Consider the following 22270-nt stretch of genomic DNA (forward strand, 5'->3'; position numbering starts at 1 on the left):
TTGAATAGTCGCTAAAAGGAAACAAGATGGAAAACACACCAAAGAAGAAGCGCATTGGTCGCAAGACCAGGCGCACGGTCGCTGGTGCAGCCGCGCTCACGCTCGGCCTCTCCGGCGCCGGCCTCTTGGCATCCGCACTGGCCCCGAACGCTCAGGTTGCTAACGCCGAGCGAGACGAGCAGGCGATGATCCAAGAAGGCAAGGACATCTACGACGTCGCGTGTATCACCTGCCACGGCGCCAACCTGCAGGGCGTTGAGGACCGCGGCCCGTCCCTGATCGGTACCGGTGAAGGCGCCGTGTACTTCCAGGTCAACTCCGGCCGTATGCCGATGATGTCCAACGACGCGCAGGCTGAGCGCAAGCGTCCGCGCTACACCGAGTCCCAGGCACTCGCCCTCGCTGCGTACGTCGCGGCGAACGGTGGCGGCCCCGAGCTCGTGTACGACAAGGACGGCAGCGTCGCCATGGAGTCGCTGCGCGGTAAGGACTACGACGGCAAGATTCAGGCCGCCGACGTTGCCCGCGGTTCCGAGCTCTTCCGCCTGAACTGCGCGTCTTGCCACAACTTCACCGGCCGCGGCGGTTCGCTGTCGTCCGGTAAGTACGCACCGGCCCTGGATCCCGCCAACGAGCAGGAGATCTACCAGGCGATGCTCACCGGCCCGCAGAACATGCCGAAGTTCTCTGACCGTCAGCTCTCTGCTGATGAGAAGCGAGACATCATCGCCTACATCAAGTCGGCTAAGGAGACCCCGAGCCCCGGCGGCTACGCCCTGGGCGGCCTCGGCCCGGTTTCTGAGGGTATGGCTATGTGGATGATTGGCGTGACCTTGGTCGCCGCCGCTGCTATCTGGATTGGATCGCGTTCATGAGTGATGTAAAGAAGAACTACACAAACGAAGAGCTGGACCGCATGAGCAATGCGGAGCTGGCCGCGCTGGGCACCGAGCTTGACGACGTCACCGTTGCCTACCGCAAGGAGCGTTTCCCGGTCGAGGGCGACCCGCGCGAGAAGTCCGCAGCCGCAGGTATCAACGCCTGGCTGCTGGTTTCGGTCCTGTGCGGCATCGCGTTCCTCGGCGTCTACCTCTTCTGGCCCTGGGAGCCGAAGTTCCACGGCGACGAGGATCTGTGGGTCTACACCCTGTACACCCCGCTGTTGGGCCTGACCTCCGGTCTTGGCTTTGTCACGCTGGGCATTGCAATCATCCAGTACGTGAAGAAGTTCATCCCCGAGGAGATCTCGGTACAGCGCCGCCACGACGGCCGTTCCAGCGAGCTGGATCGCCGCACGACGACGGCGCTGCTGAACGACGCTTGGGAGACCTCGACCTTTGGCCGTCGTAAGGCCATGCAGGGCCTCCTTGGCGGCGCTGGCGTGCTGGCCGGTCTCATGGTCATCGCCCCGCTGGGCGGTCTGATCAAGAACCCGTGGCGCCCGCGCACCGAGCTCGGCTACATGGGCGACGGCACGCTGTGGACCCACGGTTGGACCATTCAGGACCAGGGCGTCAAGGTCTACCTCGGCCGCGACACCGGTGCAATCGCCGAGCTGCACGAGGGCGAAACCGGTTCGCACTACAGCACCGCCGGCGTCTCCCGCCTGGTGCGCATGCGCCCGGAGGACTTGGCTGCCGCGTCCATGGAGACTGTCTTCCCCCTCTACGAGGAGGACGTCAACGACGGCAAGGAGTACGACCCGAACCGCGACGTGTACGAGCACCACATGCACTCGCTGCACGGTCCGCGTAACTCCGTCATGCTGATTCGCCTGCGTTCGCAGGACGCACAGCGCGCCGTTGAGCGCGAAGGCCAGGAGGACTTCCACTACGGCGACTACTACGCATACTCGAAGATTTGCACGCACATCGGTTGCCCGACCTCGCTGTACGAGGCCCAGACGAACCGCATCCTGTGTCCGTGCCACCAGTCGCAGTTCGACGCACTGCACTACGGCAAGCCGGTCTTCGGCCCGGCCGCCCGTGCGCTGCCGCAGCTTCCTGTGACTGTTGACGAAGAAGGTTACCTCATCGCCAACGGCAACTTCATCGAGCCCGTCGGCCCGGCATTCTGGGAGCGTAAGTCCTAATGAGTACTAAACTTGCACAAGTCGCGGACAATGTTGATTCGCGGTACACAATCGCTGGGGTGCTTCGCCCCCAGCTGAACAAGGTCTTCCCGAGCCACTGGTCGTTCATGCTCGGCGAGATGGCCCTGTACAGCTTCATCATTCTGTTGTTGACCGGTGTCTACCTGGCGCTGTTCTTCGACCCGTCTATTACCAAGGTCATCTACGACGGCGCGTACCTCCCGCTTAACGGTGTGGAGATGTCGCGCGCATACGCAACTGCACTGAACATCTCGTTCGAGGTCCGCGGCGGCCTGTTCGTCCGCCAGATGCACCACTGGGCAGCGCTGATGTTCATGATGTCGATGTTCGCCCACATGATGCGCATCTTCTTCACCGGCGCGTTCCGTCGCCCGCGTGAGGCGAACTGGATCATCGGTGTCACCCTGGTGCTCCTGGGCATGATCGAGGGCTTCATGGGGTACTCCCTGCCGGACGACCTGCTCTCCGGCGTCGGTCTGCGCATTATGTCCGCCATCATCGTCGGTATTCCGATCATCGGTACCTGGATGCACTGGGCCATCTTCGGTGGCGACTTCCCGTCGGACCTCATGCTGGATCGCTTCTACATTCTGCACGTGCTGATCGTGCCGGGCATCATCCTCGCGCTGATCGCAGCTCACCTGCTGCTCGTCTGGTTCCAGAAGCACACCCAGTTCCCGGGCCCGGGCCGTACCGAGAACAACGTCATTGGTATCCGCATCATGCCGGTCTTCGCCGTCAAGGCAATCGGCTTCATGATGTTCGTCTTTGGCGTCCTCGCAGCGATGGCCGGTCTGACCACCATCAACAGCATCTGGATGCTTGGCCCCTACAACCCGTCGCAGGTCTCCGCAGGTTCGCAGCCTGACGTCTACATGCTCTGGACCGATGGTGCCGCCCGTGTCATGCCGGCATGGGAGCTTTACCTGGGTAACTACACGATCCCGGGTGCCTTCTGGGTCGCCCTGCTCTGTGGTCTGCTCGTGGTCCTGCTGATCACCTACCCCTTCATCGAGAAGAAGATCACCGGCGACGACGCGCACCACAACCTGCTGCAGCGTCCGCGCGACGTTCCAGTGCGCACCTCCATCGGTGTCATGGCGCTCGTGTTCTTCCTGCTGCTGACCATCTCCGGTGGTAACGACCACGTGGCCCACTTCTTCCAGATCTCGCTGAACGCGATGACCTGGTTCGGCCGCATCGGTCTGATCATCCTGCCGCCGCTGGCTTACTTCATCACCTACCGCCTGTGCATCGGCCTGCAGCGCTCCGACCGAGAGGTCCTGGAGCACGGCATCGAGACCGGCGTGATCAAGAAGCTGCCGAACGGCGCGTTCGTGGAGATCCACCAGCCGCTCGGTCCGGTGGACGAGCACGGCCACCCGGTCCCGCTCGAGTACGCCGGTGCCCCGGTTCCGAAGCAGCTCAACCAGCTTGGCTTCGCTGACTCCGAGACGGTTGGTACTTTCAAGTCCTCCGAGCTTGGTGTCACCGAGCGCGTTCGCGACGCGGAGGCGCAGAAGCACCACGAGGAGATCGAGACGTTGCGCAAGCTCGAAGAGACGAAGCACCTCTCCGACCGCAACGCCACCGACGAGCCGAGCCACTAGGCTGCGCCACAGTAATTCGCGGTCGCTGGAAGGCCCCTTTCCCAGAATGGGAAAGGGGCCTTCGTCGTGCGCTGCTACGCGTTGGCGATGATGACCTTCATCGCCTGGTGCTCCTCGGCGTGCGCGAACGTCTCCCACGCCTCATCCAGCTCTGTAAACGTGAAGTGGTGGGTGGCCAGCGAGTTGATCGGCAGGTCCGAGTTCTGGACCGCCTTGAGCAGCATGCCCGTTGTGTTCGCGTTCACGAGTCCGGTGGTGACGGTGAGGTTCTTGATCCACATCTTCTGCAGCTCAAAGTCGACCGGCTTTCCGTGCACACCGACGACGGCAATGTGGCCGCCCTCCTTGACGTTTTCGGCGCACGTTGCCCACGTAGCCGGCAGCCCGACCGCCTCGATGGCAGTGTCCACGCCGTAACCGTCCGTGATGGAAGCGACGTGGGCCGCGACGTCCTCCTTAGCCGGGTTCACCGTGTACGTCGCACCCATCTCCTTGGCCTTGGCCAAACGATTGTCGTCCATATCCACCACAGTGATTGATGCGGGGGAGTAGAACTGCGACGTGAGCAGCACGCCCATCCCTACCGGTCCCGCACCGACAATGAGCACGTCCTTGCCGGGCGCGACGGCACCATTTTGCACGCCGATCTCGTGGCCCGTGGGCAGCGCATCAGACAGGAAGACCGCTACCTCCTTGTCCAGTGTCTCCGGCAGGTGGTAGAGCGAGTTATCCGCGAACGGGGTGCGCACGTACTCCGCGAGCGTGCCGTCGATCATGTAGCCCAGGATCCAGGACCCGCCGTTGCGGCAGTGGCTGTACAGCTGCTTCTGGCAGTTCTCGCACGTGCCGCATCGCGATACGCAGGAGATGAGGACCTTGTCGCCCGGTTTGAAGTTCTTCACGGAGTCGCCGACGGCCTCGACCGTGCCGATACCTTCGTGTCCAAGGATGCGCCCGTTCCATTCGCCGGTGCGCTCGCGCTCGGTGGCCTCAATCTCCGGGTTCTTGCCGTGGAAGATGCCGAGGTCGGTGCCACAGATCGTCGTGGTGTCCACGCGGATGATGGCGTCGGTTGGCTCGAGAATCGTGGGTTTGGGGCGGTCTTCGATGCGCACGTCGTTCGCACCGTAATAGGTCAGTGCTTTCATTGGGCGATCCTTCCTGTAGGGGGTATCGGTATAGACCCAATTTTACGGCGAGGAGCATGCTTGCCGACGCCCTTCTGCCCCCGTTGCACCCGCCAAAATTGCCCCTGTGTCTAACGTCACAGTAGTTTCGTAAATGGCGCAGCGTACAGCTGTAGTCAATCAGTGGAATTTCCGCGCTGGTCGGTTTAGTGCAGGTCAATGGATAGAAATCGGGGTACGGGCGGCGCGAATTGAGGGGGAGTGGTGGCGTCGATAAGCGGGCAAAGCCTTTGCAAAGATTCAATAACGGATTAGTAACACTCTCAGTGTTGGACAAACTTGTTGCCGTTTCGTAATCTAATCGAGACATTGCGACAACAGCCGTTGCTTGCAAGGTACGAAAACAGAACATATGAGCCGAATTCCGCGGACCGAGTGAGATGCACGAGCGATGTGGAACCGGGAACCCGCACTTTCCTACAAGGGCGGATGGCGTGCAGAGGTACGTCAGGGCGCATTCTCAGGGCCCAGCCCGACAGGCAACCCGGTAGGCGAAGAGAAGATATGGAGAAACTTACAATGGCTAAGCACCGTCGCCAGAACAATTCCGCAGTGCGCACCGTCGCAGCTGCCACGGCCGTCGTCGCAGGCGCGACTCTGATGGTCCCGACCCAGGCTTCCGCCGCTGAGGTCCGCGTCCCGAACACCCCGGTTGCTGCGCAGATCCCGGGCATTGAGAACATTCCGGGTGTTGCAAACATCCCGGGCATCGAGGCTTGGGTCCCGTCCCTGGCAGGCAAGGCCGATGGCGGCCAGTACCGTCAGGCCCTGTCTCAGGTGAAGGCGCTGCCGGGGATTGCCAATGTCCCGGGCTTCAACCAGTTCATCGCCAACGTCGAAGCACAGGTCCTGCCGGAGGCTCCGGCACCGGCCGTCGCTCAGCAGTACTCCGCTCCGGTGTCTGCGCCGGCGCCGGTGGTGCAGGAGAAGACCCAGGGCGAGCGCATCGTCGACATCGCCCGCACCAAGATCGGTTCGCCGTACGTCTACGGCGCAGCGGGCCCGAACGCGTTCGACTGCTCCGGCTTCACCTCCTGGGTCTACGCCCAGGCTGGTAAGTCCATCCCGCGTACCTCGCAGGCGCAGGCCTCCGCGGGTACTCCGGTCTCCCTGGACAACATCCAGCCGGGCGACATCGTCGTCTACTACAGCGGCGCCTCCCACGTTGCTATCTACGCTGGCAATGGCATGATCATCGACGCCCTCAACGACGGCGTCCCGGTCGGCGAGCGCCCGCTGAGCATGATGCCGGTCCACTCCGTGGTCCGCTTCTAACTCCCGGATTCGCGTGCTCGTTGCGCACCAACTTTCACACCCGTGTCAATCGTTGCTGATTGGCCGGGTGTGCTTTTGTTGGACGGCTGATCTGGCTATAGTAGTTACAGTTTTGTAAAGGCTTGCGGTCAGTTGGACCACGGCCGATATTGGTTTTCCGAGTGGCGTACTCGGCTTGAAAGCTCAAGGGGATTTGTCGTGGGCAAACACTCTCTCCACGCGCGCGGTGCGCGCCGTTCAGGACGTCGAGGCGCAATGGTCATCGCGGTCGGTGCGCTCTCTTCGGCGGCGGTCGCCGCGCTGCAGGTGCCGGCTGGTGCGGACAACGTTGATGAGTTGATCGACAGGCTCGAGGACGTCTCGCACCAAGCCACGGCAAAGTCGGAGGAGATCAAGGCCCTCGAGGACCAGGTCGCCGAGTCCGAACGCAAGATCGCGGAGGCGGACGAGAAGGCTGCCGCGGCGCGCACCGCCGCTGCGGAGGCCAACGGCGCAAAGGCGAGCTACCAGCGCAACGTCAACGACATTGCGCAGTCGAAGTACCGCAATTCGGAGTCGGAGGTGCTGCTCACTACGCTCGAGTCGGGCAGCCCGCAGGTGGCGATCGACCGAGCCGCATACCTCAACTCGCTGTCCCGCAACGCGCAGATGACCATTGATGGCTTGAACACCGCCAACGAAGAGGCAGCGTCGCGCGCCCGGAGCGCGAACATTGCGAAGGCGGAAGCGGAGTACAACCGCAACCAGCTCGCCGCGCAGCTGGACGCGCTCCACCGCGAGCGCGACGAGCTGGACGGCCAGATCCGTGACATCGAAGACCAGGTTGACAGTCTGAACGAGGAAGATCGCCAGCGCTGGATTGCCAAGGACGGACCGATCGACCTCGGTGCCAACGTGCCGGCCGCGGATTCTGGCGTGGTCGCCGCAGCGCTCGCGCAGATTGGCAAGCCCTACGGGTGGGGCGCGACCGGCCCGGACGCATTCGACTGCTCGGGCCTCATGGTGTGGGCCTACGGCCAGAACGGTAAGGGCATCCCGCGTACGTCGCAGGCCCAGCTAGCCGGCGGTACGCCCGTCTCTATGGACCAGCTGCAGCCGGGCGACATCATCGGCTACTACCCGGGCGTGACCCACGTGGCCATGTACATCGGCGACGGCATGGTGGTCCACGCGTCCGACTACGGCATCCCGGTCCAGGTGGTGCCGGTCAACTCCATGCCGGCCCAGGGCGCAGTGCGCTACTAACCGCGTACGCTGGCAGGCCATGGCCCCGACGCTGCTTGTCACCAACGACTTCCCGCCGACCCTCGGCGGGATTCAGTCGTATCTGCGGGATTTCGTCTCCCACCTCGTTGCGCTGAACGGGCCCGACTCGGTGGTGGTGTTTGCCTCCACGCAGGACGCGGCGGCTGCGCGCGAGTGGGACGCCGCGCAGCCCTACACCATCGTGCGGTGGCCGCACCGGGTCATGCTGCCCACCCCGCGCGTCCGGGCGGCAATGGCGCAGCTGATCCGCCGCCACGGCGCGACCACGGTGTGGTTCGGCGCGGCCGCCCCACTGGCCGTCCTTGGCGGCGCCGCCAAGCGGGCTGGTGCGCACCGCGTCGTGGCCACGACCCACGGGCACGAGGTCGGCTGGTCGATGCTCCCGGGCGCGCGCCAGGTCCTGCGCAACATCGGCCGCAACGCCGACGTGCTCACCTACATTTCCGGCTACACGCGCCGCCGCATCGCTCCCGCATTCGGCACACACCCCGAGTACGTGGCGCTGCCGTCTGGGGTAGACACGGACTTTTTCCGGCCGGCCGAGCCCGCCCACGCCGAGCCCGCGCCCCGCATCGTGTGCGCGTCCCGGCTCGTCCCCAGAAAAGGGCAGGACCAGCTCATCCGCGCGCTGCCCGCGATCCGCGCAGCCGTGCCTGGCACGCAGCTTGTGATCGTCGGGTCCGGTCCAGACGAGCGCCGACTCCGCACCCTCGCCCGCGGCACCGCAGGCGTCACTTTCACCGGCGCAGTCGACCGAGCAACGCTGCGCGACACCATCGCCTCAGCCGACGTCTTTGCCATGCCCGCGCGCACCCGCGGCGGCGGCCTCGACGTGGAGGGCCTTGGCATCGTCTACCTCGAGGCGCAAGCCTGCGGCGTCCCCGTCATCGCCGGCGACTCCGGCGGCGCGCCCGAAACCGTCACGCCGGCAACCGGCGTCGTCGTTGACGGCACGAGCGTGAGCATGCTTGCCGACGCCACCATCACACTCCTCAGCGATCCCGCCGCGTCCAAGCGAATGGGTGAGGCGGGGCGGGTGCGCGTCGAGAAGCACTTTGCCTGGGACGTGCTGACCCGCAGGTTGGCTGCACAGCTGAAGTAACTACGATGATGGGCTATGGCAACGGACGAAACGCTCACGCTCGGTTTTGACATCGGCGGAACGAACTTGCGCGCCGCCGTCGTGGATTCGGCGGGGCGGATTCTTGACTCGGCGCAGACGCAGACGCCGCAAACCGGCCCGGAAATGACGCAGGGGATCGTGCAGCTGGTCAACCAGTTGCGCGAGACGTACGACATCGGTGCTGTCGGCCTGGCGATCGCCGGCTTCCTCGACCCTGACTGCGAGATCGTGCGGTTCGCCCCGCACCTGCCGTGGCGCGACGACCACCCGCTGCGCCGCGAGCTCACTGACGCCCTTGGCCTGCCGGTGCGCTTGGAGCACGACGCGAACTCGGCGGCCTGGGGCGAGTACCGCTTCGGCGCCGCGAAGTCGGCCGACACGTGGGTGCTGTTCGCCGTGGGCACGGGAATCGGCGCGACACTGATGCACCACGGGGAGATCTACCGCGGGTCCTTCGGCACCGCCCCGGAGTTCGGCCACATTACCGTCGTCCCGGACGGGCGGGTCTGCTCCTGCGGCAAGCAAGGGTGCCTCGAGCGCTACGCGTCGGGGACCTCGCTGGTGGACTGTGCGATAGAGAGCGCGGCGAAGGGCTCCTACAAGCGCTGTGGCCTGTACCGCAAGGTGGTGGACAAGCGCGCGACTGGGCGCGACGTGATGGCCGCGGCGCGCGCCGGCGACGAGCTGGGGCAAGCCGCCGTGGACAGCTTCGCCACGTGGCTGGGGCGCGGACTGTCAATCGTCGCTGACGTGCTCGACCCCGCCCTTATCGTGTTGGGCGGCGGGGTGTCGGAGGACGCCGACCTGTTCATTGACACTGCTCGGGAAACGATGGCGAACACGATGGTCGGGTCCGGGTACCGCCCGGTAGCAGACATCCAGTGCGCGGAACTCGGCCCCCAGGCCGGTATGATCGGTGTGGCTGACCTCGCGCGCGAGATGCTGCGCGGCGAGCACTGAAAATCTTGATGAGGGAGCAAACGCAATGACAAACCGGTTGTATTCACTGTTTAAGGCCGTGCTCGGCCCGTTCCTCATTGTGTGGAATCGCCCGACGATCAACGGAGCGGACAACATCCCGGAGCGCGGCCCGGCGATCATGGTGTCCAACCACCAGGCCGTCATGGACTCGTTTTACCTGCCGCTGATGGTGCGCCGGCAGCTCACGTTCCCGGCGAAGAGCGAGTACTTTACCACGCCCGGCGTGAAAGGCGCGGTGCAGAAGTGGTTCTTCTCCTCGGTGGGGCAGGTCCCGCTGGACCGCCAGAGCGCGGATGCAGGCGATGCCCTGCTCAACGCCGCGACGCGAGTGCTGGACAGCGGCGAGCTCTTTGGTATTTACCCGGAGGGCACCCGCTCGCCGGACGGCCGGGTGTACAAGGGGCGCACGGGCGTTGCGCGCATCGCGATGGAAACGGGAGCGCCCGTCGTGCTGACCGGCATGGTGGGCACCCGCAACGCCAACCCGATCGGCACCAACTTCCCGCGCCCGGCGAAGGTGCACATTGAGATCAGTGAGCAGATCGACCCGCACGCGTGGGCCGCGGAGCACGGGTTCGACCCCGCGTCGCGCGAGGTAGCCCGTCCGTTCACGGACTACCTCATGCGCCGGCTCGCCGAGCTGACGGGCTACGACTACGTTGACGTCTACGCCAGCGAGGTCAAGGAATCCCTCGCCGCGACGGGGTCGTACCCGCCGGGGGCCGAGCCGGAAGCAACGTCGGAGGGAAAGTAGGTGAGCATGAAGAGCATGGACAAGGATCTCCTCACCCGCATCGTGCTGGTGGTTGTCACGGTGGCGCTCTACATTGTTGCGTCGCAAACCGGCTTTCACACGACAATTGCCGCACCGATCGCCGTCGTCATCGTCGCGGTTGTGATGTTCTGGCCGCGCAGTCGCGCTCGGCGTGAGGAGCGCCTGCCGATCCGCTTGGATGATCGCCCGAGCGAGTAGCAAATGTTTACACCCTGGAACTAGGAAGGCCTGTGTGCGCAGGTGAAGTACTTCTACGATACGGAGTTCATTGAGGACGGCTCGACGATCGAGCTGGTGTCCATCGGCATCGTCGCCGAGGACGGCCGCGAGTACTACGCGGTTTCTCGCGACTTCGACGCCACCCGCGCCAGCGACTGGGTCGTCCGCAATGTGCTGCGTAAGCTGCCACCGGAGAGTGACCCTCGCTGGAAGCCGCTGCGCACGATCCGCGACGAGGTCTTCGCCTTCCTCACCGCCGACTCCTCCACGCCGCACCTCTGGGCGTGGGTTGGCGGCTATGACCACGTGCTGTTCGCGCAGATGTGGGGCGACATGAGCGCGTACCCGCGCGAGCTGCCGCACTTCACCCACGAGCTGAAGCAGTATTGGGAGATGGCCGGCCGGCCGAAGCTTCCGCGGGTTCCGAAGGGGAGCCACGATGCGCTTGTCGACGCCCGTCATAACGTCAAGAAGTACCGCGCCTGCGCGGAAGTGCTGCCGCTGGATGCAAAAGGCCGGGTCACCGCGTTCCGTGACCCCTCTCTTGGGCACGCATAAAAGTCCGCAAATTCATTTTGTGCCCCTCACCGGTGTGCTAAGAATGAGAACGTGAGTTGGACTATTGACATCCCTAAAGACGTTTTGCCCGATCTTCCGCCGCTGCCGGGGGACCTGAACGAGCAATTTCAGGACGCGGTTTCGCGCGACGCGACGCAGCAGCCGAGCTGGGACCCGGATCAGGCCCGCGCCGTGCGCAAGATCCTCGAGTCCGTTCCGCCTGTGGTCCTCGCGCCGGAGGTGCACCAGCTGAAGTCGCACCTCAAGAACGTCGCGCTGGGCAAGGCGTTTCTGCTGCAGGGCGGCGATTGCGCCGAGACCTTTGAGTCCAACACGGAGCCGCACATCCGGGCGAACGTGCGCACGCTGCTGCAGATGGCGGCGGTGCTGACGTACGGCGCGTCGATGCCGGTGGTCAAGCTCGGCCGCATCGCGGGGCAGTACGCCAAGCCGCGCTCGTCCGATCTGGACGCGAACGGTCTGCCGAACTACCGTGGCGACATTGTCAACGGCGTGGAGCCGGCCGAGGAGTCCCGCCGCCACGACCCGGCCCGCATGGTCCGCGCGTACGCAAACTCGTCCGCAGCGATGAACCTGGTGCGCGCCCTGGTTGCTTCGGGCACCGCTGACCTGCACAACATCAATGACTGGAACCGCGAGTTCGTGACCAACTCGCCGGCGGGTGCGCGCTACGAGGCGCTCGGCCGCGAGATCTCTCGCTCGCTCGCGTTCATGGACGCCTGCGGTGTCAACGACTACAACCTGCGCACCTCCGAGATTTTCGCGTCCCACGAGGCGCTGCTGGTTGATTACGAGCGCGCGATGTTGCGCCTGGCTGATGGCGAGGACGGCAAGCAGCACCTCTACGATCTGTCCGCGCACCAGCTGTGGATCGGCGAGCGCACCCGCGGGATGGATGACTTCCACGTCAACTTCGCGGCGCTCATTGATAACCCGATCGGCATCAAGCTCGGCCCGAAGGTGACCCCGGAGGAGGCTGTTGCCTACGCGGACAAGCTCGACCCGAACCGCGAGCCGGGCCGCCTGACCATGGTGATCCGCATGGGTCACGACAACGTCCGCACGGTCCTGCCCGGCATTGTCAAGGCGGTCGAGGCGTCCGGCCACAAGGTCGTCTGGCAGTCGGACCCGATGCACGGCAACACGTTCACCTCGTCCAACGGCTACAAGACGCGCCACTTTGACAAGATTATCGACGAGGTCCAGGGCTTCTTCGAGGTCCACCGCGAGCTGGGCACGCACCCGGGCGGCGTGCACATCGAGCTCACCGGCGAGAACGTCACCGAGTGCCTCGGCGGCGCGCAGGACATCAGCGACGTGGACTTGCCGGGCCGCTACGAGTCGGCATGCGACCCTCGCCTGAACACCGAGCAGGCCCTCGAGCTGGCCTTCCTCGTCGCGGAGATGTTGCGCTACTAAGCGCCATTCGCTTCTCGACGCCCCCGCGATCCCTCCCTTCCTCAGCCACCCAGCGCGGAACTGAGCAGGGGAGGGATTTCGCCGTAGAGGCCCGACCCGAACCACCAACCGCCGACGGCGACGGCTGCGGTGACTGCAATCGCGAACAGCACGTACACCACAACCCCCAGGCCTGATCGGTTGGACACGCGCCGCACCTTGGGGCGCGGTCCGCGCGCGGCTGGCGGTGCCGCCGGTGTTGGCCGCCGCTGCGTCGGTGGCGGCGCGACGGGAGCCTGCCGCGTTGGCGCGGGCACCGGTTGCGGGGCAGGTTGCGGGACTGGTTGCGGGACCGCAGCCGCGGCCCCAGCGCCCGGGGCATCCGGGAACAGGCGCCGCTCGGCCTGCGGAACGGCGCGCGTGGATCCTGCTCCGTTGGGGCGCTGAGGATAAGGAGGGTGCGGAGGGCGCGGCTGGGAGCCGAAGCGCGTGGGGTGCGCTGCGGCGCGGTTTGCGGCCGAGTTTTTTGGGGCCGGCACGGTGTAGGCGGGAAGGCGCAGGTCGCGCGCGACGTCGTCGAGCGCATCGAGGAACTCCCCGGCGTCGCGGAACCGCTCGGAGGGGGTCCGGGCTGTCGCGGTGGTGACGAGTTCGTCGAAGAGCATGGGCACTCCGTCGATAAGCTGCGACGGCGGCGGCACATCATCCTGCAAGCGTGCGTAGGCGTGGGCGAGCGGCGTGTCGCCGGTGAACGGGGTGCGGCCGGTGAGGAGCTCGAACAGGACGATGCCGGCGGAGTAGACGTCTGAGGCGGGCGTGATCGCGGAGCCGTTGACCTGCTCCGGCGAGAGGTAGGACACGGTGCCCACGATCTGGTCGGTAGATTGCGGCGACTCGGCGGCGGCGCGCACGAGCCCGAAGTCGGCGAGTTTGACCTGGTGGTCCGCGCTGATAAGCACGTTGTCGGGCTTGATGTCGCGGTGGACAAGGCCCTTGGCGTGCGCGACCCCGAGCCCGGTGAGCAGGCCGCGGAGCACGCTGGTGGCCGCGTGCGGCGGCATCGGGCCGCGCTCGGCGAGGAGCTCGCGAAGCGTGCCGCCGGTGATGAGCTCCATGATGAGGAAGATGGTGTCGCCCTGCGCGGAAAAGTCGTAGACGTTGACCAGGTTCGGGTGCGACAGCTGCGCCATGGCGCGGGCTTCGCGGCGGAACCTGTCGAGGAACACCGGGTCATGAACGTACTGTTCGTGCATGACTTTTGCGGCGACCTCGCGCCCGAGCCGGGTATCCACGCAGCGGTACACGGTGGCCATGCCGCCACGCGCGATCGGCCTGTCGATCACGTATCGGTTGTCCAGGTAGTCTCCTCCACGCATGCTGACCAGTATGGTGCACACCCGTCGCTCGGCGCTAAACTACGGTTCCGTGAATACTCTTGATGATCTTCTCGCTGGCGAAGAACTGCTCACCATGCCCGATGTTGCGGAGATGCTCGGCATCCCCGTGACCAAGGTGCACGACTACGTGAACGGCAAGAAGCTCGTGGTCTACCGCAAGGACGGCAAGAAGTACATCCCGGCCGTGCTGTTCAGCGACGGCGAGATGAGCAAGTTCATCACCGGCGCGATCACGGTGCTCTACGACGGCGGATTTACCGAGGAAGAGATCCTCGCATACCTGTTTACCCCGGACGATTCGCTCCCGGGCCGTCCGATCGACGCCCTGCACGGCCACGGCGCGCGCGAGGTGATCAGGCGCGCGCAGGCGATGGCGTTCTAGCGCCGACCTGCTTATCGACGCCACCGCGCGGCCACACCAACACGACCGACAGAAGCGCCGCGAACGGCGCGAGCACGAGGAACCACGGGTCGTAGAAGCGGTGGTTGCCGCTGCCCGTGAACGCGAGCGCGATGACGACGGAGCCGCCCACCGCGACCCGCTTGACCCACACCGGGGCACGGAACGTGCCCACCAGTGAGATGAGCGACGCGTAATACCAGGGCAGCGTCACCGAGTTGGCGATAAAGGCGACGGCGTAGGCGGCGGTGGTGCCGGCGACGGCGGTGGAGCTGGCAAGCGCCCTGTCTTTGGGGCGGAAGAACCACCACACGACGACGAGCCCGGCGAGCATGAGGATCCCGCTGGCCGCGCGGGTGGCGGCGAGGGCGCTGTTGTAGTGGAAGTCCTCGTTGATCAGCTGCGCGATCGGCGTGATGAGCTCGGCGAGCAGCGTCGGCCCGGACAGCGGGTTGACCACCTTGGAGTTTCCGGAGATCTCCTCGACCCAGCCCCACGACGATCCGGAAAGCACGGTGACGAGGTTGACCACCGCGGCCGTGACGGCGACGGTCCACGCACCGCTGCCGATGAACACGCCCACGCGGCGCGGCCAGCTGGCGTGCGCGCCGCCGTTGTCGCGCGCGAGCAGGATCCAGACGACGAAGGGGAGCGCGATCGCCGCGGTGGCCTTCAAGGAGACGGCGAGCGCGATGAGCGCGATGCCTGCGGTGGACCAGGCAACACGGCGGCACTGCGGCGCGATGCACGCGAGCAGGCCAGCCGAGACGAGGCCGACCATGACGGATTCGTTGTGCATGCCGCCGACGAGGTGCAGCAGCATGACCGGGTTTGTGGCGCCGATCCAGAGGGCGAACTCCGGGTCGCCGCCGAGCTCGCGGGCGATCCGCGGTACCGCCCACACGATGAGGGCGAAGCCGGCGAGCGAGATGAGCTTGTACGCCACCAACCCGGCGGTGACGTCGTCGCCGACGACCGAGGTAATCGCCTTGCCCAGCCCGAGGTGTAACGGGCCGTACGGGGTGGTGGTGTTGCGCCAGTCGTGGCTGACCTCCCAGAGGTACGGCCCCGGGTTGACGGCTGCGCCCTCGGTGTAGGGGTCGTAGCCGTCGCGAAGCATTGCCCCCTGCATGAGGTAGGAGTAGACGTCGCGCGACAGCACCGGCCCGCTGAGCACGAGCGGTGCGGTCCAGGCGCAGGTGGCCAGTCGCGTCGCGCGCAGGCCGGGGCGGGCGCGGCCGAGCATCAGCCAGGCCACGACAAGACCAAGGATGCCCACAGTAAGCAGGCCGTTCATGAGTCCGCGGCCGTGGCCGTAGGTGAGGGCGTCGAGGCCGAGCTCCCGCATCAGCCCGCTGCGGTTGCGCGTTGCGCCCGCGCCGTAGGAGCCAAGCGCGATGCACACGCTGGCGGCGACGCCAAGCCAGAGCGTGCGCTGCATCAGGCGCGCCGTTCCGTGGACTTGATGGCCAGTTGCCGCAGGGTGTCGGCCACGGCGTCGTCGATGTTGGCGGTCTCCAGGTGCGCGAGCCCCGAGGTAGTAAGGGCCTCAATTCGCTTTTCGACGCCCTCCAGCGCCCCACTTTCCGCAATCAGCTCCGCCAGCCGGGCCAGCTCCTCAGGCGCGGTGGCGGTACCGATGCCGGTGCGTAGCTCGGCCGCGGCGGACGGGTCGGACTCGTCGAGCAGCTGGAGCGCGGTGGCGAAGAGGACGGTGCGCTTGCCCTCGCGGAGGTCGTCGCCGGCCGGCTTGCCGGTGACGGCGGAGTCTCCGAAGACGCCAAGGACGTCGTCGCGGAGCTGGTAGGCGATGCCGATGTCGTGGCCGTAGCCGCGGAAGGCTTCGATGGTATCCGCAGGCGCGCCCGCGATCGCTGCGCCGAGGTGCAGCGGGCGTTCGATGGTGTACGCGGCGGTCTTGAACCGGTTGACGCGATCCGCAAGTTCGATGGACTCGCTGCCCTGCGCCTCGAGCATGATGTCGAGCAGCTGGCCGCCGATGACCTCGGTGCGCATCCCTCGCCACGGCGCCGCGGCGCGTTCGAGGGCGGCGTCGCTCAGGCCGGAGTAGCGCCACATGTCCTCGGCCCACACCAGGGCGAGGTCTCCGATGAGAATGGCGGCGTGTTCGCCGAAGGTGGCGGCGTCGCCGCGCCTGCCGGCCGCGAGGTGTTCGGCCTCCACGGCGCGGTGGACGGTCGGGTTGCCACGCCGGGTGTCGGAGGCATCAATGATGTCGTCGTGGACGAGGGCACAGGCCTGGATGAACTCGAGCGCGCTGACGGCGCGCAAGACTGCCTCCGGGTCCTCGGCGGATGCCGAGCCGCCGCGCTCCAGCCCGCCGCCGCCAACGAAGCCGGCCCAACCGTAGAGCGGACGGATGCGCTTTCCGCCGCCCAGGACGAATCGCTCCAGGTGGGCTACCGCGTTGGTGACGGGCTCCCCGATGCGGGCGACCGGTTCGCGCTGCTGGTCAAAGAATTGGCGGAGTTGTGCTTCCACGGCCGCGGGGATCTGGTCTAGCGGGGTGCTCCTATCGGCCACGGTGTGAACTCCTTATATCTCATGAGTGTGGGGGCGTCGTGCTACCGCAAGATTACCTACCCGTCGGACGGCAGCGGCAGGGTGCGTCCCAAGATTGCGAACGGGCGCGGGTCCCCCGAGTAGTAGAAGCCGCGGGCGACGTCGGTGAACCCAAACCTGCGGTAGAGCCGGAAGGCGGCGTTGGCCTCCTGCTCGACCTCCGGGGTGGACAGCAGCGCGTGGGGCGCAGGTGTCGCCTGGAGGAGCGCGCGCAGGAGGTGCGCGCCGATGCCGTGCCCCTGGGCGCTGGGGGAGACGTGGACCTCCGCAACCTCGAAGTAGTTGCGCAGGATTGCGCGGTCGTGGTCGGTCGGCCCGCCGTTTTCTCGCATCGCGCGGACGAGCTGTCGGTCCCACCAGCGCTCGCGGCTGCCCAGGAATCCGTAGGCCACGCCAAGAACGTGCTCGCCGCTGACGGCGGCGAAGGCAACGAACCCGGGGGTGGTGACTTCGCCGCGCCAAACGCGGATCCGCTCGGGGCGGATCGAGCGCGGGTACTCCATCGCGTCGAGGTAAATGTCCACGAGCTGCGGTGCAAGGTACGCGAATTCAGCCTTGCTCAGGGGGCGAATGTCTACGGTCACGTCTCCATCGAACCATGCCGGTACTCGCGCCGTGGAAGAAGCCACAACTTCGAACATTTGAGCGATTATCGACGCCACCGTGTTCGCCCCGCACCTTAAGGTCAACACCAACGACATCCCAATAGGAAAGGACAGCCCGATGAACACCACTACTGCCAGCGTGATTTCCGCAACTACCCGCTCCGCGTCCTCCACCGCCAAGCGCGACCGCTTCCTTGCCGCCGCGGACGCCTTCTTGGCGCAGGCCCACGAGGAGCTCGAGGAGGGGGATGAGGCGCTCGCTCTTGAGCAGGCGTACCTGGCCGCGCTGCGTACTGCGGGAGCGGTGTGCGCCACCGCGCCGGAGATACGCCGGCGAAAGCGGCTGCCGAGTAGCGCGTGGGACAAGCTGGCGCTCACCGGTCCGGACGGCAAGCGGTGGGCGGCGACGTTTCGTGGTTACTCGGCACTGCGTGGCCGCGTTGCCTCTGGCATCCAGCAGCGCCCAGAGATGGACAAGGTGACGGCCCTGCTGGACGAGGCGGAGCAGTTCTATCTGGCGTCCCTGCCGGAGTTTGGCGCGGAACCTCCACTGGTGGCCTAGTACGGCGGCATGGAGGCGGGGTGCGCTGTGGGCGAATGGCAAATCAGCACAGTTCGCTGAACCGATTCTCCGGCGGGAACAATCTGAGTAGGATGACCGTTGTACCCATAAGATGATTCGCCGCCGAGGCGATTCAACCACCGATTGAGTGCGGTCAACACGCCGTATAGCTGGGGAGTGAAGCCATTGTCTCTTTCTGAACAGGAACAGCGCGCCCTCCGAGAGATCGAGCAGTCGCTTCTCGCTGAGGACCCGCAGTTCGGGAGCTCGGTCGCGCAAGACGCTGACTACGCAGGCCGTCAGCCGTCCGGCAAGATCACCCTCCGTAGCGTCGCGCTGATGGTCTTGGGTCTTGTGCTCCTGCTCGGCGGTGTCGCGCTCGCAACCGTCAGTGTGTGGATGGTGCTCATCAGCATCGTGGGCTTCGGCGTGATGATGTTCGGTGGTGTCATGGCGTTGCGTACGCCCGCAACCCCGTCCCCGCACCTCCGACCGCAGCAGGCGAACGCGGCGCCGCAGTCGCGCCGTGGCGCGTCGATGGAGGAGAGTTTCCGCCGTCGTTTCGAGGATCGGCAGTAGACCGCCGGTAGGTACTGCCCGGGGAAGTTGTTGCCCCGCAGATTTGTTCAGCGCATCCCGTTCTGGGGTGCGTTTTTTCATGTCCGCACTCTCTTCGGGTGCTCAGGCTCTTTCCGGCTCCGGGCGTCCATGAGTCAGGACGTGTCATCCGCTCTGACAACGCTTTCGACACCCAGGTGACGAGATCACCGTGACGAAGTCGTAGGAAAATCCTCGCTTCTTCGTCATGGTGATCTCGTCAAACAGGCCCGACCTCACCCCGGCAACGCCCTGGGTCGGCCAGACTTCTGCCCCGGTGGCGCATTACCGGTGTTCCCGCGTGCTCTGGGGGCCACCCACTTCGCCCCACCAGGACGCCCCACTTTCTCCCACTCCGCCACTTGCCCCCACTACAGACGCCGTTCGCGGCGGCTGCGTGCACCCCGGCTCAGCGATTTTCCTGGGCTTTTGCACTTCGGGCGCGTGGAGGGGCTGGAGGGGCGTGTGGTGATGGTGAGGTAGGGGCGTCAAAAAGCGACCCATGTGGCGCCGAGCCCCAACGGGAAGGGGACCGCGCCCCACCGCTAAACGTGCCCGTTGTGCAGGAGAAATGCGCGACGTGAAAAGAATTTTCCCGTGTGGTGTGGCGTTAGTGGGGGAAAGTGGGTTAAAGTGGGCCATGCGTGAAGGCGTGGCGTGCATCTTGACTACGTGTGCGGCACGAATTGGCGCAGAGAAAATTTCAGAGCCGATTCCGAAGGTGAAGGAGAGGTGGGTCGCCGGATGTTTCTGGGAACCTACACTCCCAAGCTGGACGACAAGGGGCGCCTGACGCTGCCCGCGAAGTTCCGAGAGGGGCTCGCGGACGGGTTGATGGTGACCAAGGGGCAGGATCATTCGCTCGCGGTGTATCCGCGGGAGGAGTTCACCGCCAGGGCCAGAAAGGCTGCGGCGGCGTCCCGGACGAACCCGAAGGCGCGCGCGTTCATTCGTAACCTGGCTGCCAGTGCGGATGAGCAGACGCTCGACGGTTCCGGTCGCATCACGTTGTCGCCGGCGCACCGGGAGTACGCCTCCCTGACGAAGGAGTGCGTGGTCATCGGCTCGGTGGATTTTCTCGAGATTTGGGACGCTGAGTCTTGGGCTCAGTACCAAGAAGAGACTGAAGCCGCCTTCTCGGCGGCGGACGATGACGACATTCTCTCCGGTCTGCTGTAGGGCTGACTACCCGGCAGTGGGCGTGTGACTACTGACGGAGAGCGTGTACGGACTCTGTCCGGGGCGTGAAGCGTTCTGGTGTACTTCCCCGACATCAGAACTGCCGCCCCGGGCAGGGCTCTATGCGCTCCCCATTCGTGGGATTTGGGCGATACGAAAGCGACAAGCGAGACGGAGGGAGGATCCTCGGATGAATGACAACCTTTCGGCGATGGATTACTCCGTCGCGGCTAATCACGGGCATGTGCCGGTGATGCGCGATCGTATGGCCGAACTGCTGGCGCCGGGCGTCGAGAAGCTTGGTGCGAAGGCAGTGCTTATCGACGCCACACTCGGCGCCGGCGGACACACCGAACATTTCCTCCGCACGTTCCCTGATGCGCACGTGATCGGCGTGGACCGTGACCCGAACGCGCTGGCGCAGGCGTCGGAGCGGCTCGCCCCGTTCGGTGATCGCTTCGCCCCCGTGCAGGCGCGCTTCGACGACATGGGTGCGGCAATCGCTGGCGCTGCCGGCCCCGCCTTCGATCTCGTCCGTGAGGTCGGCGTGGCCGGTGCTCTCTTTGACCTGGGCGTGTCATCGATGCAGCTGGACCAGGAGGAGCGCGGGTTTGCGTACCGCGTGGACGCGCCGCTGGATATGCGGATGGACCCCTCGCACGGCATTACTGCCGCTGACGTGCTGAACACGTACAGCCACGGTGACCTGGCGCGGGTGCTCAAGACCTACGGGGACGAGCGCTTCGCGGGCAAGATCGCGTCCGCGGTGCTTAAGGAGCGTGAGCGGGAGCCGTTCACCACCAGCGCCCGACTGGTGGAGTTGCTGTACAACACGATTCCGGCGGCGACCCGCCGCACCGGTGGACACCCGGCAAAGCGCACCTTCCAGGCACTTCGCGTCGAGGTCAACGGAGAGCTGGACGCGATCCGCGGCGTGATCCCCGTGGTCACGGACCTGCTTGCGCCTGGTGGTCGCGTTGTGTTTATGAGCTACCAGTCCCACGAGGACAAGATCATCAAAGCTGCGTTCCGTGATTTGACCACTTCGAAAACCCCGCCCGGGCTGCCGATGGATTTGCCTGGCACCGCCGCGGAGTTCGCACCGATTACCCACGGTGCGGAGAAGGCTTCCAAAGAAGAAATCGAGCGTAACCCGCGCGCCGCTCCCGTTCGAGTGCGAGGAATAGAGAGACTGTGTGCGGACAACGCCGCACCTGTCTCCGCACCGAACGATTCAGCACCGCAGGAACCGTCACTGCAACGCCCCGCACACCAACTTCCCACCCAACAACTTCCCAACCAGTAGCTGACTCGACTGGACAAGGCCGAAAAGGAATCAGAACATGGGAGCACGAGACTTCACCGCAACAGGATCGACCGACACGCTTGAACGACCAAGCCGCGCCGGCGAATCCGTCGCGCGAGGACGAGCGGGATCGCGCGTGAAGCCGAGCGGGCGCTCCGCAGCGCGCACGACCACGAAGCGCCCCACCCGTACCGGGCGCCCGGTCAAGCCGCACGTGCCGCACACCAAGTCGCGCGGTCGCCTCGGCTCGCAGCAGGTGGTCACGGTGCGCGGCCGCCGCGTCGCAGCGCCGGCCGACGCAGCGAAGCGCCGCTTCTCTGTCGTGTCTTCGGTGGGGCTGCCGCTGCTCATCGTCGGCGTCATCATCGCGATGGTGCTGTCCGGCCTGGCCACCAGTCAGTCCTTTGTCATTGAGAAGCTGCAGTCGCAGGAGCGCGATCTGAAGAGCTCGGTGGAAACCCTGAACCGCGACCTCGAGCAGCGTCGCTCCTCCGCTGAGCTGGCGCAAAACGCGGCGGATCAGGGCATGCTCGTCGCCTCAGAGCCGGGCATTGTCGACGTCGCGGCGGACGGCAAGGCCAACACCCGCCGCGAGTTCGACCCGGAGAAGAACGCGAAGGTCATCGACGTCAACAGCGAGAACGCACCCGCTGGCCGCGCTTCCAGTGACAAGAAGGCCACCGCAGAGATCAGCGACGCGCTCACCGCAACCCCGGGTGGCAGCCGCAACGCCGGCCAGCGCCCGTCGGCGGCACCGGCACAGCAGGGGCAGGCAGGACAGTCGGCGCCCCCGGCCCACGCGCAGATTGATAACGTCGCGCCGTACCAACCAAACGTCGCATCAAACTTCTAAGATGAGGTACCTGCACCGGCCAGCTCATCGGTAACAACGCCGGAGAGCCAGGAGGGCTCTGCAAACACAAGGAGGACACGTGGTGGAATCGGGGTCGCGACGGCCACGTGGCTCAGCTGCTCGACAGCCTCAGCGAAAGGGCCCCGGCAAGCGCCGGGGAGGGGGAAGCGTGAAGCTGCCGCGGAGCGCGATGGATCAGCGCAAGCTGACCAACGCCCGCGTCAGTTTCGTGGTGGCCGTATTCCTTATCGTCGCGGCCGTG

At 65.7% G+C, this 22270-nt stretch carries 21 protein-coding genes, 1 pseudogene and 1 riboswitch; of the genes and pseudogenes, 17 read left to right on the forward strand and 5 right to left on the reverse strand.

Annotated features, from left to right (window positions below; genetic code table 11):
* Positions 1–26 precede the first annotated feature (26 nt).
* Genes CKJ85_RS07270 through CKJ85_RS07280 form a run of 3 tightly spaced genes read left to right on the forward strand, consistent with a single transcriptional unit; the run spans position 27 to position 3723 of the window.
* Complete coding sequence (locus CKJ85_RS07270) at positions 27–875, forward strand: cytochrome c (RefSeq protein ID WP_095547267.1); 849 nt, start codon at positions 27–29, stop codon at positions 873–875.
* Positions 872–2092, forward strand: a complete 1221-nt coding sequence (locus CKJ85_RS07275; protein WP_095547266.1) for a ubiquinol-cytochrome c reductase iron-sulfur subunit — start codon at positions 872–874, stop codon at positions 2090–2092. The genes CKJ85_RS07270 and CKJ85_RS07275 overlap by 4 nt, the downstream gene beginning before the upstream one ends.
* Complete coding sequence (locus CKJ85_RS07280) at positions 2092–3723, forward strand: cytochrome bc complex cytochrome b subunit (protein ID WP_095553903.1); 1632 nt, start codon at positions 2092–2094, stop codon at positions 3721–3723. Before CKJ85_RS07275 ends, CKJ85_RS07280 begins: the two co-directional genes overlap by 1 nt.
* Before the next feature lie 74 nt (positions 3724–3797).
* Here the strand turns inward: CKJ85_RS07280 and CKJ85_RS07285 are convergent, their stop codons facing one another.
* Positions 3798–4871: a zinc-dependent alcohol dehydrogenase family protein gene (locus CKJ85_RS07285; protein ID WP_095553904.1), complete on the reverse strand. Its 1074-nt coding sequence runs from the start codon at positions 4869–4871 to the stop codon at positions 3798–3800.
* Positions 4872–5255: 384 nt separating this feature from the next.
* A riboswitch (cyclic di-AMP (ydaO/yuaA leader) is annotated at positions 5256–5416 on the forward strand.
* 13 nt (positions 5417–5429) lie between these two features.
* Between CKJ85_RS07285 and CKJ85_RS07290 the strand changes: the two genes are divergently transcribed.
* The 8 genes from CKJ85_RS07290 to CKJ85_RS07325 all read left to right on the forward strand — a co-directional run bounded on the left by CKJ85_RS07290 (position 5430) and on the right by CKJ85_RS07325 (position 12547).
* Complete coding sequence (locus CKJ85_RS07290; protein WP_095553905.1) at positions 5430–6185, forward strand: C40 family peptidase; 756 nt, start codon at positions 5430–5432, stop codon at positions 6183–6185.
* A gap of 198 nt (positions 6186–6383) precedes the next feature.
* Entirely contained in the window at positions 6384–7430 is a 1047-nt protein-coding gene (locus CKJ85_RS07295; protein WP_233126995.1) for a C40 family peptidase, read from the forward strand.
* 19 nt (positions 7431–7449) lie between these two features.
* Positions 7450–8553, forward strand: coding sequence for a glycosyltransferase family 4 protein (locus tag CKJ85_RS07300; RefSeq protein WP_095538107.1), 1104 nt, complete (start codon positions 7450–7452; stop codon positions 8551–8553).
* Between the two features lie 15 nt (positions 8554–8568).
* Positions 8569–9534, forward strand: a complete 966-nt coding sequence (locus CKJ85_RS07305) for an ROK family protein (RefSeq protein ID WP_095553907.1) — start codon at positions 8569–8571, stop codon at positions 9532–9534.
* A 25-nt stretch (positions 9535–9559) separates the two neighbouring features.
* Positions 9560–10309, forward strand: a complete 750-nt coding sequence (locus CKJ85_RS07310; RefSeq protein ID WP_095553908.1) for a 1-acyl-sn-glycerol-3-phosphate acyltransferase — start codon at positions 9560–9562, stop codon at positions 10307–10309.
* On the forward strand, positions 10310–10528 hold the full coding sequence (locus tag CKJ85_RS07315; RefSeq protein ID WP_133064696.1) for a hypothetical protein: 219 nt from the start codon (positions 10310–10312) through the stop codon (positions 10526–10528).
* Positions 10529–10570: 42 nt separating this feature from the next.
* Positions 10571–11107, forward strand: a complete 537-nt coding sequence (locus tag CKJ85_RS07320; RefSeq protein WP_095538110.1) for a polyadenylate-specific 3'-exoribonuclease AS — start codon at positions 10571–10573, stop codon at positions 11105–11107.
* Positions 11108–11158: 51 nt separating this feature from the next.
* Entirely contained in the window at positions 11159–12547 is a 1389-nt protein-coding gene (locus CKJ85_RS07325) for a class II 3-deoxy-7-phosphoheptulonate synthase (protein ID WP_095553909.1), read from the forward strand.
* A 62-nt stretch (positions 12548–12609) separates the two neighbouring features.
* Here the strand turns inward: CKJ85_RS07325 and CKJ85_RS07330 are convergent.
* A pseudogene (locus tag CKJ85_RS07330) lies at positions 12610–13911 on the reverse strand (protein kinase); the annotation flags it as partial.
* Position 13912: 1 nt separating this feature from the next.
* Here CKJ85_RS07330 and CKJ85_RS07335 point away from each other — a divergent pair.
* The gene (locus CKJ85_RS07335; RefSeq protein WP_095538123.1) at positions 13913–14305 is read left to right on the forward strand and encodes an Rv2175c family DNA-binding protein; all 393 of its coding nucleotides are present in this window, start codon (positions 13913–13915) and stop codon (positions 14303–14305) included.
* Here the strand turns inward: CKJ85_RS07335 and CKJ85_RS07340 are convergent.
* From CKJ85_RS07340 to CKJ85_RS07350, 3 genes are read right to left on the reverse strand one after another with little or no spacing between them, the layout of a single operon-like run.
* A complete protein-coding gene (locus CKJ85_RS07340; protein ID WP_095553911.1) occupies positions 14277–15764 on the reverse strand; it encodes an alpha-(1->6)-mannopyranosyltransferase A in 1488 nt (495 codons plus the stop codon). The two genes, CKJ85_RS07335 and CKJ85_RS07340, sit on opposite strands and share 29 nt — an antisense overlap.
* Positions 15764–16867 (reverse strand): polyprenyl synthetase family protein, encoded by a 1104-nt coding sequence (locus CKJ85_RS07345; RefSeq protein WP_095553912.1) that lies wholly within the window; start codon positions 16865–16867, stop codon positions 15764–15766. Before CKJ85_RS07345 ends, CKJ85_RS07340 begins: the two co-directional genes overlap by 1 nt.
* Positions 16868–16923: 56 nt before the next feature.
* Positions 16924–17490 carry a GNAT family N-acetyltransferase gene (locus CKJ85_RS07350; RefSeq protein WP_095547257.1) on the reverse strand — a complete coding sequence of 189 codons (567 nt, stop codon included), beginning with the start codon at positions 17488–17490 and terminating at the stop codon, positions 16924–16926.
* Positions 17491–17629: 139 nt separating this feature from the next.
* Between CKJ85_RS07350 and CKJ85_RS07355 the strand changes: the two genes are divergently transcribed.
* The 5 genes from CKJ85_RS07355 (at position 17630) to CKJ85_RS07375 (ending at position 22008) form a co-directional block, all read left to right on the forward strand.
* A complete protein-coding gene (locus CKJ85_RS07355) occupies positions 17630–18073 on the forward strand; it encodes an SAV_6107 family HEPN domain-containing protein (RefSeq protein ID WP_095547256.1) in 444 nt (147 codons plus the stop codon).
* Positions 18074–18259: 186 nt separating this feature from the next.
* Entirely contained in the window at positions 18260–18652 is a 393-nt protein-coding gene (locus tag CKJ85_RS07360; protein WP_095534976.1) for a DUF3040 domain-containing protein, read from the forward strand.
* A 762-nt stretch (positions 18653–19414) separates the two neighbouring features.
* Positions 19415–19849 carry a division/cell wall cluster transcriptional repressor MraZ gene (gene mraZ, locus CKJ85_RS07365; RefSeq protein WP_038591497.1) on the forward strand — a complete coding sequence of 145 codons (435 nt, stop codon included), beginning with the start codon at positions 19415–19417 and terminating at the stop codon, positions 19847–19849.
* 211 nt (positions 19850–20060) lie between these two features.
* A complete protein-coding gene (rsmH, locus tag CKJ85_RS07370; protein WP_095534975.1) occupies positions 20061–21155 on the forward strand; it encodes a 16S rRNA (cytosine(1402)-N(4))-methyltransferase RsmH in 1095 nt (364 codons plus the stop codon).
* A 37-nt stretch (positions 21156–21192) separates the two neighbouring features.
* Positions 21193–22008: a hypothetical protein gene (locus tag CKJ85_RS07375; protein WP_198947153.1), complete on the forward strand. Its 816-nt coding sequence runs from the start codon at positions 21193–21195 to the stop codon at positions 22006–22008.
* Positions 22009–22270 lie beyond the last annotated feature (262 nt).

The sequence above is a fragment of the Corynebacterium sp. NML 150383 genome (assembly GCF_002285085.1).
In the GTDB taxonomy this organism is placed as follows: domain Bacteria; phylum Actinomycetota; class Actinomycetes; order Mycobacteriales; family Mycobacteriaceae; genus Corynebacterium; species Corynebacterium gottingense.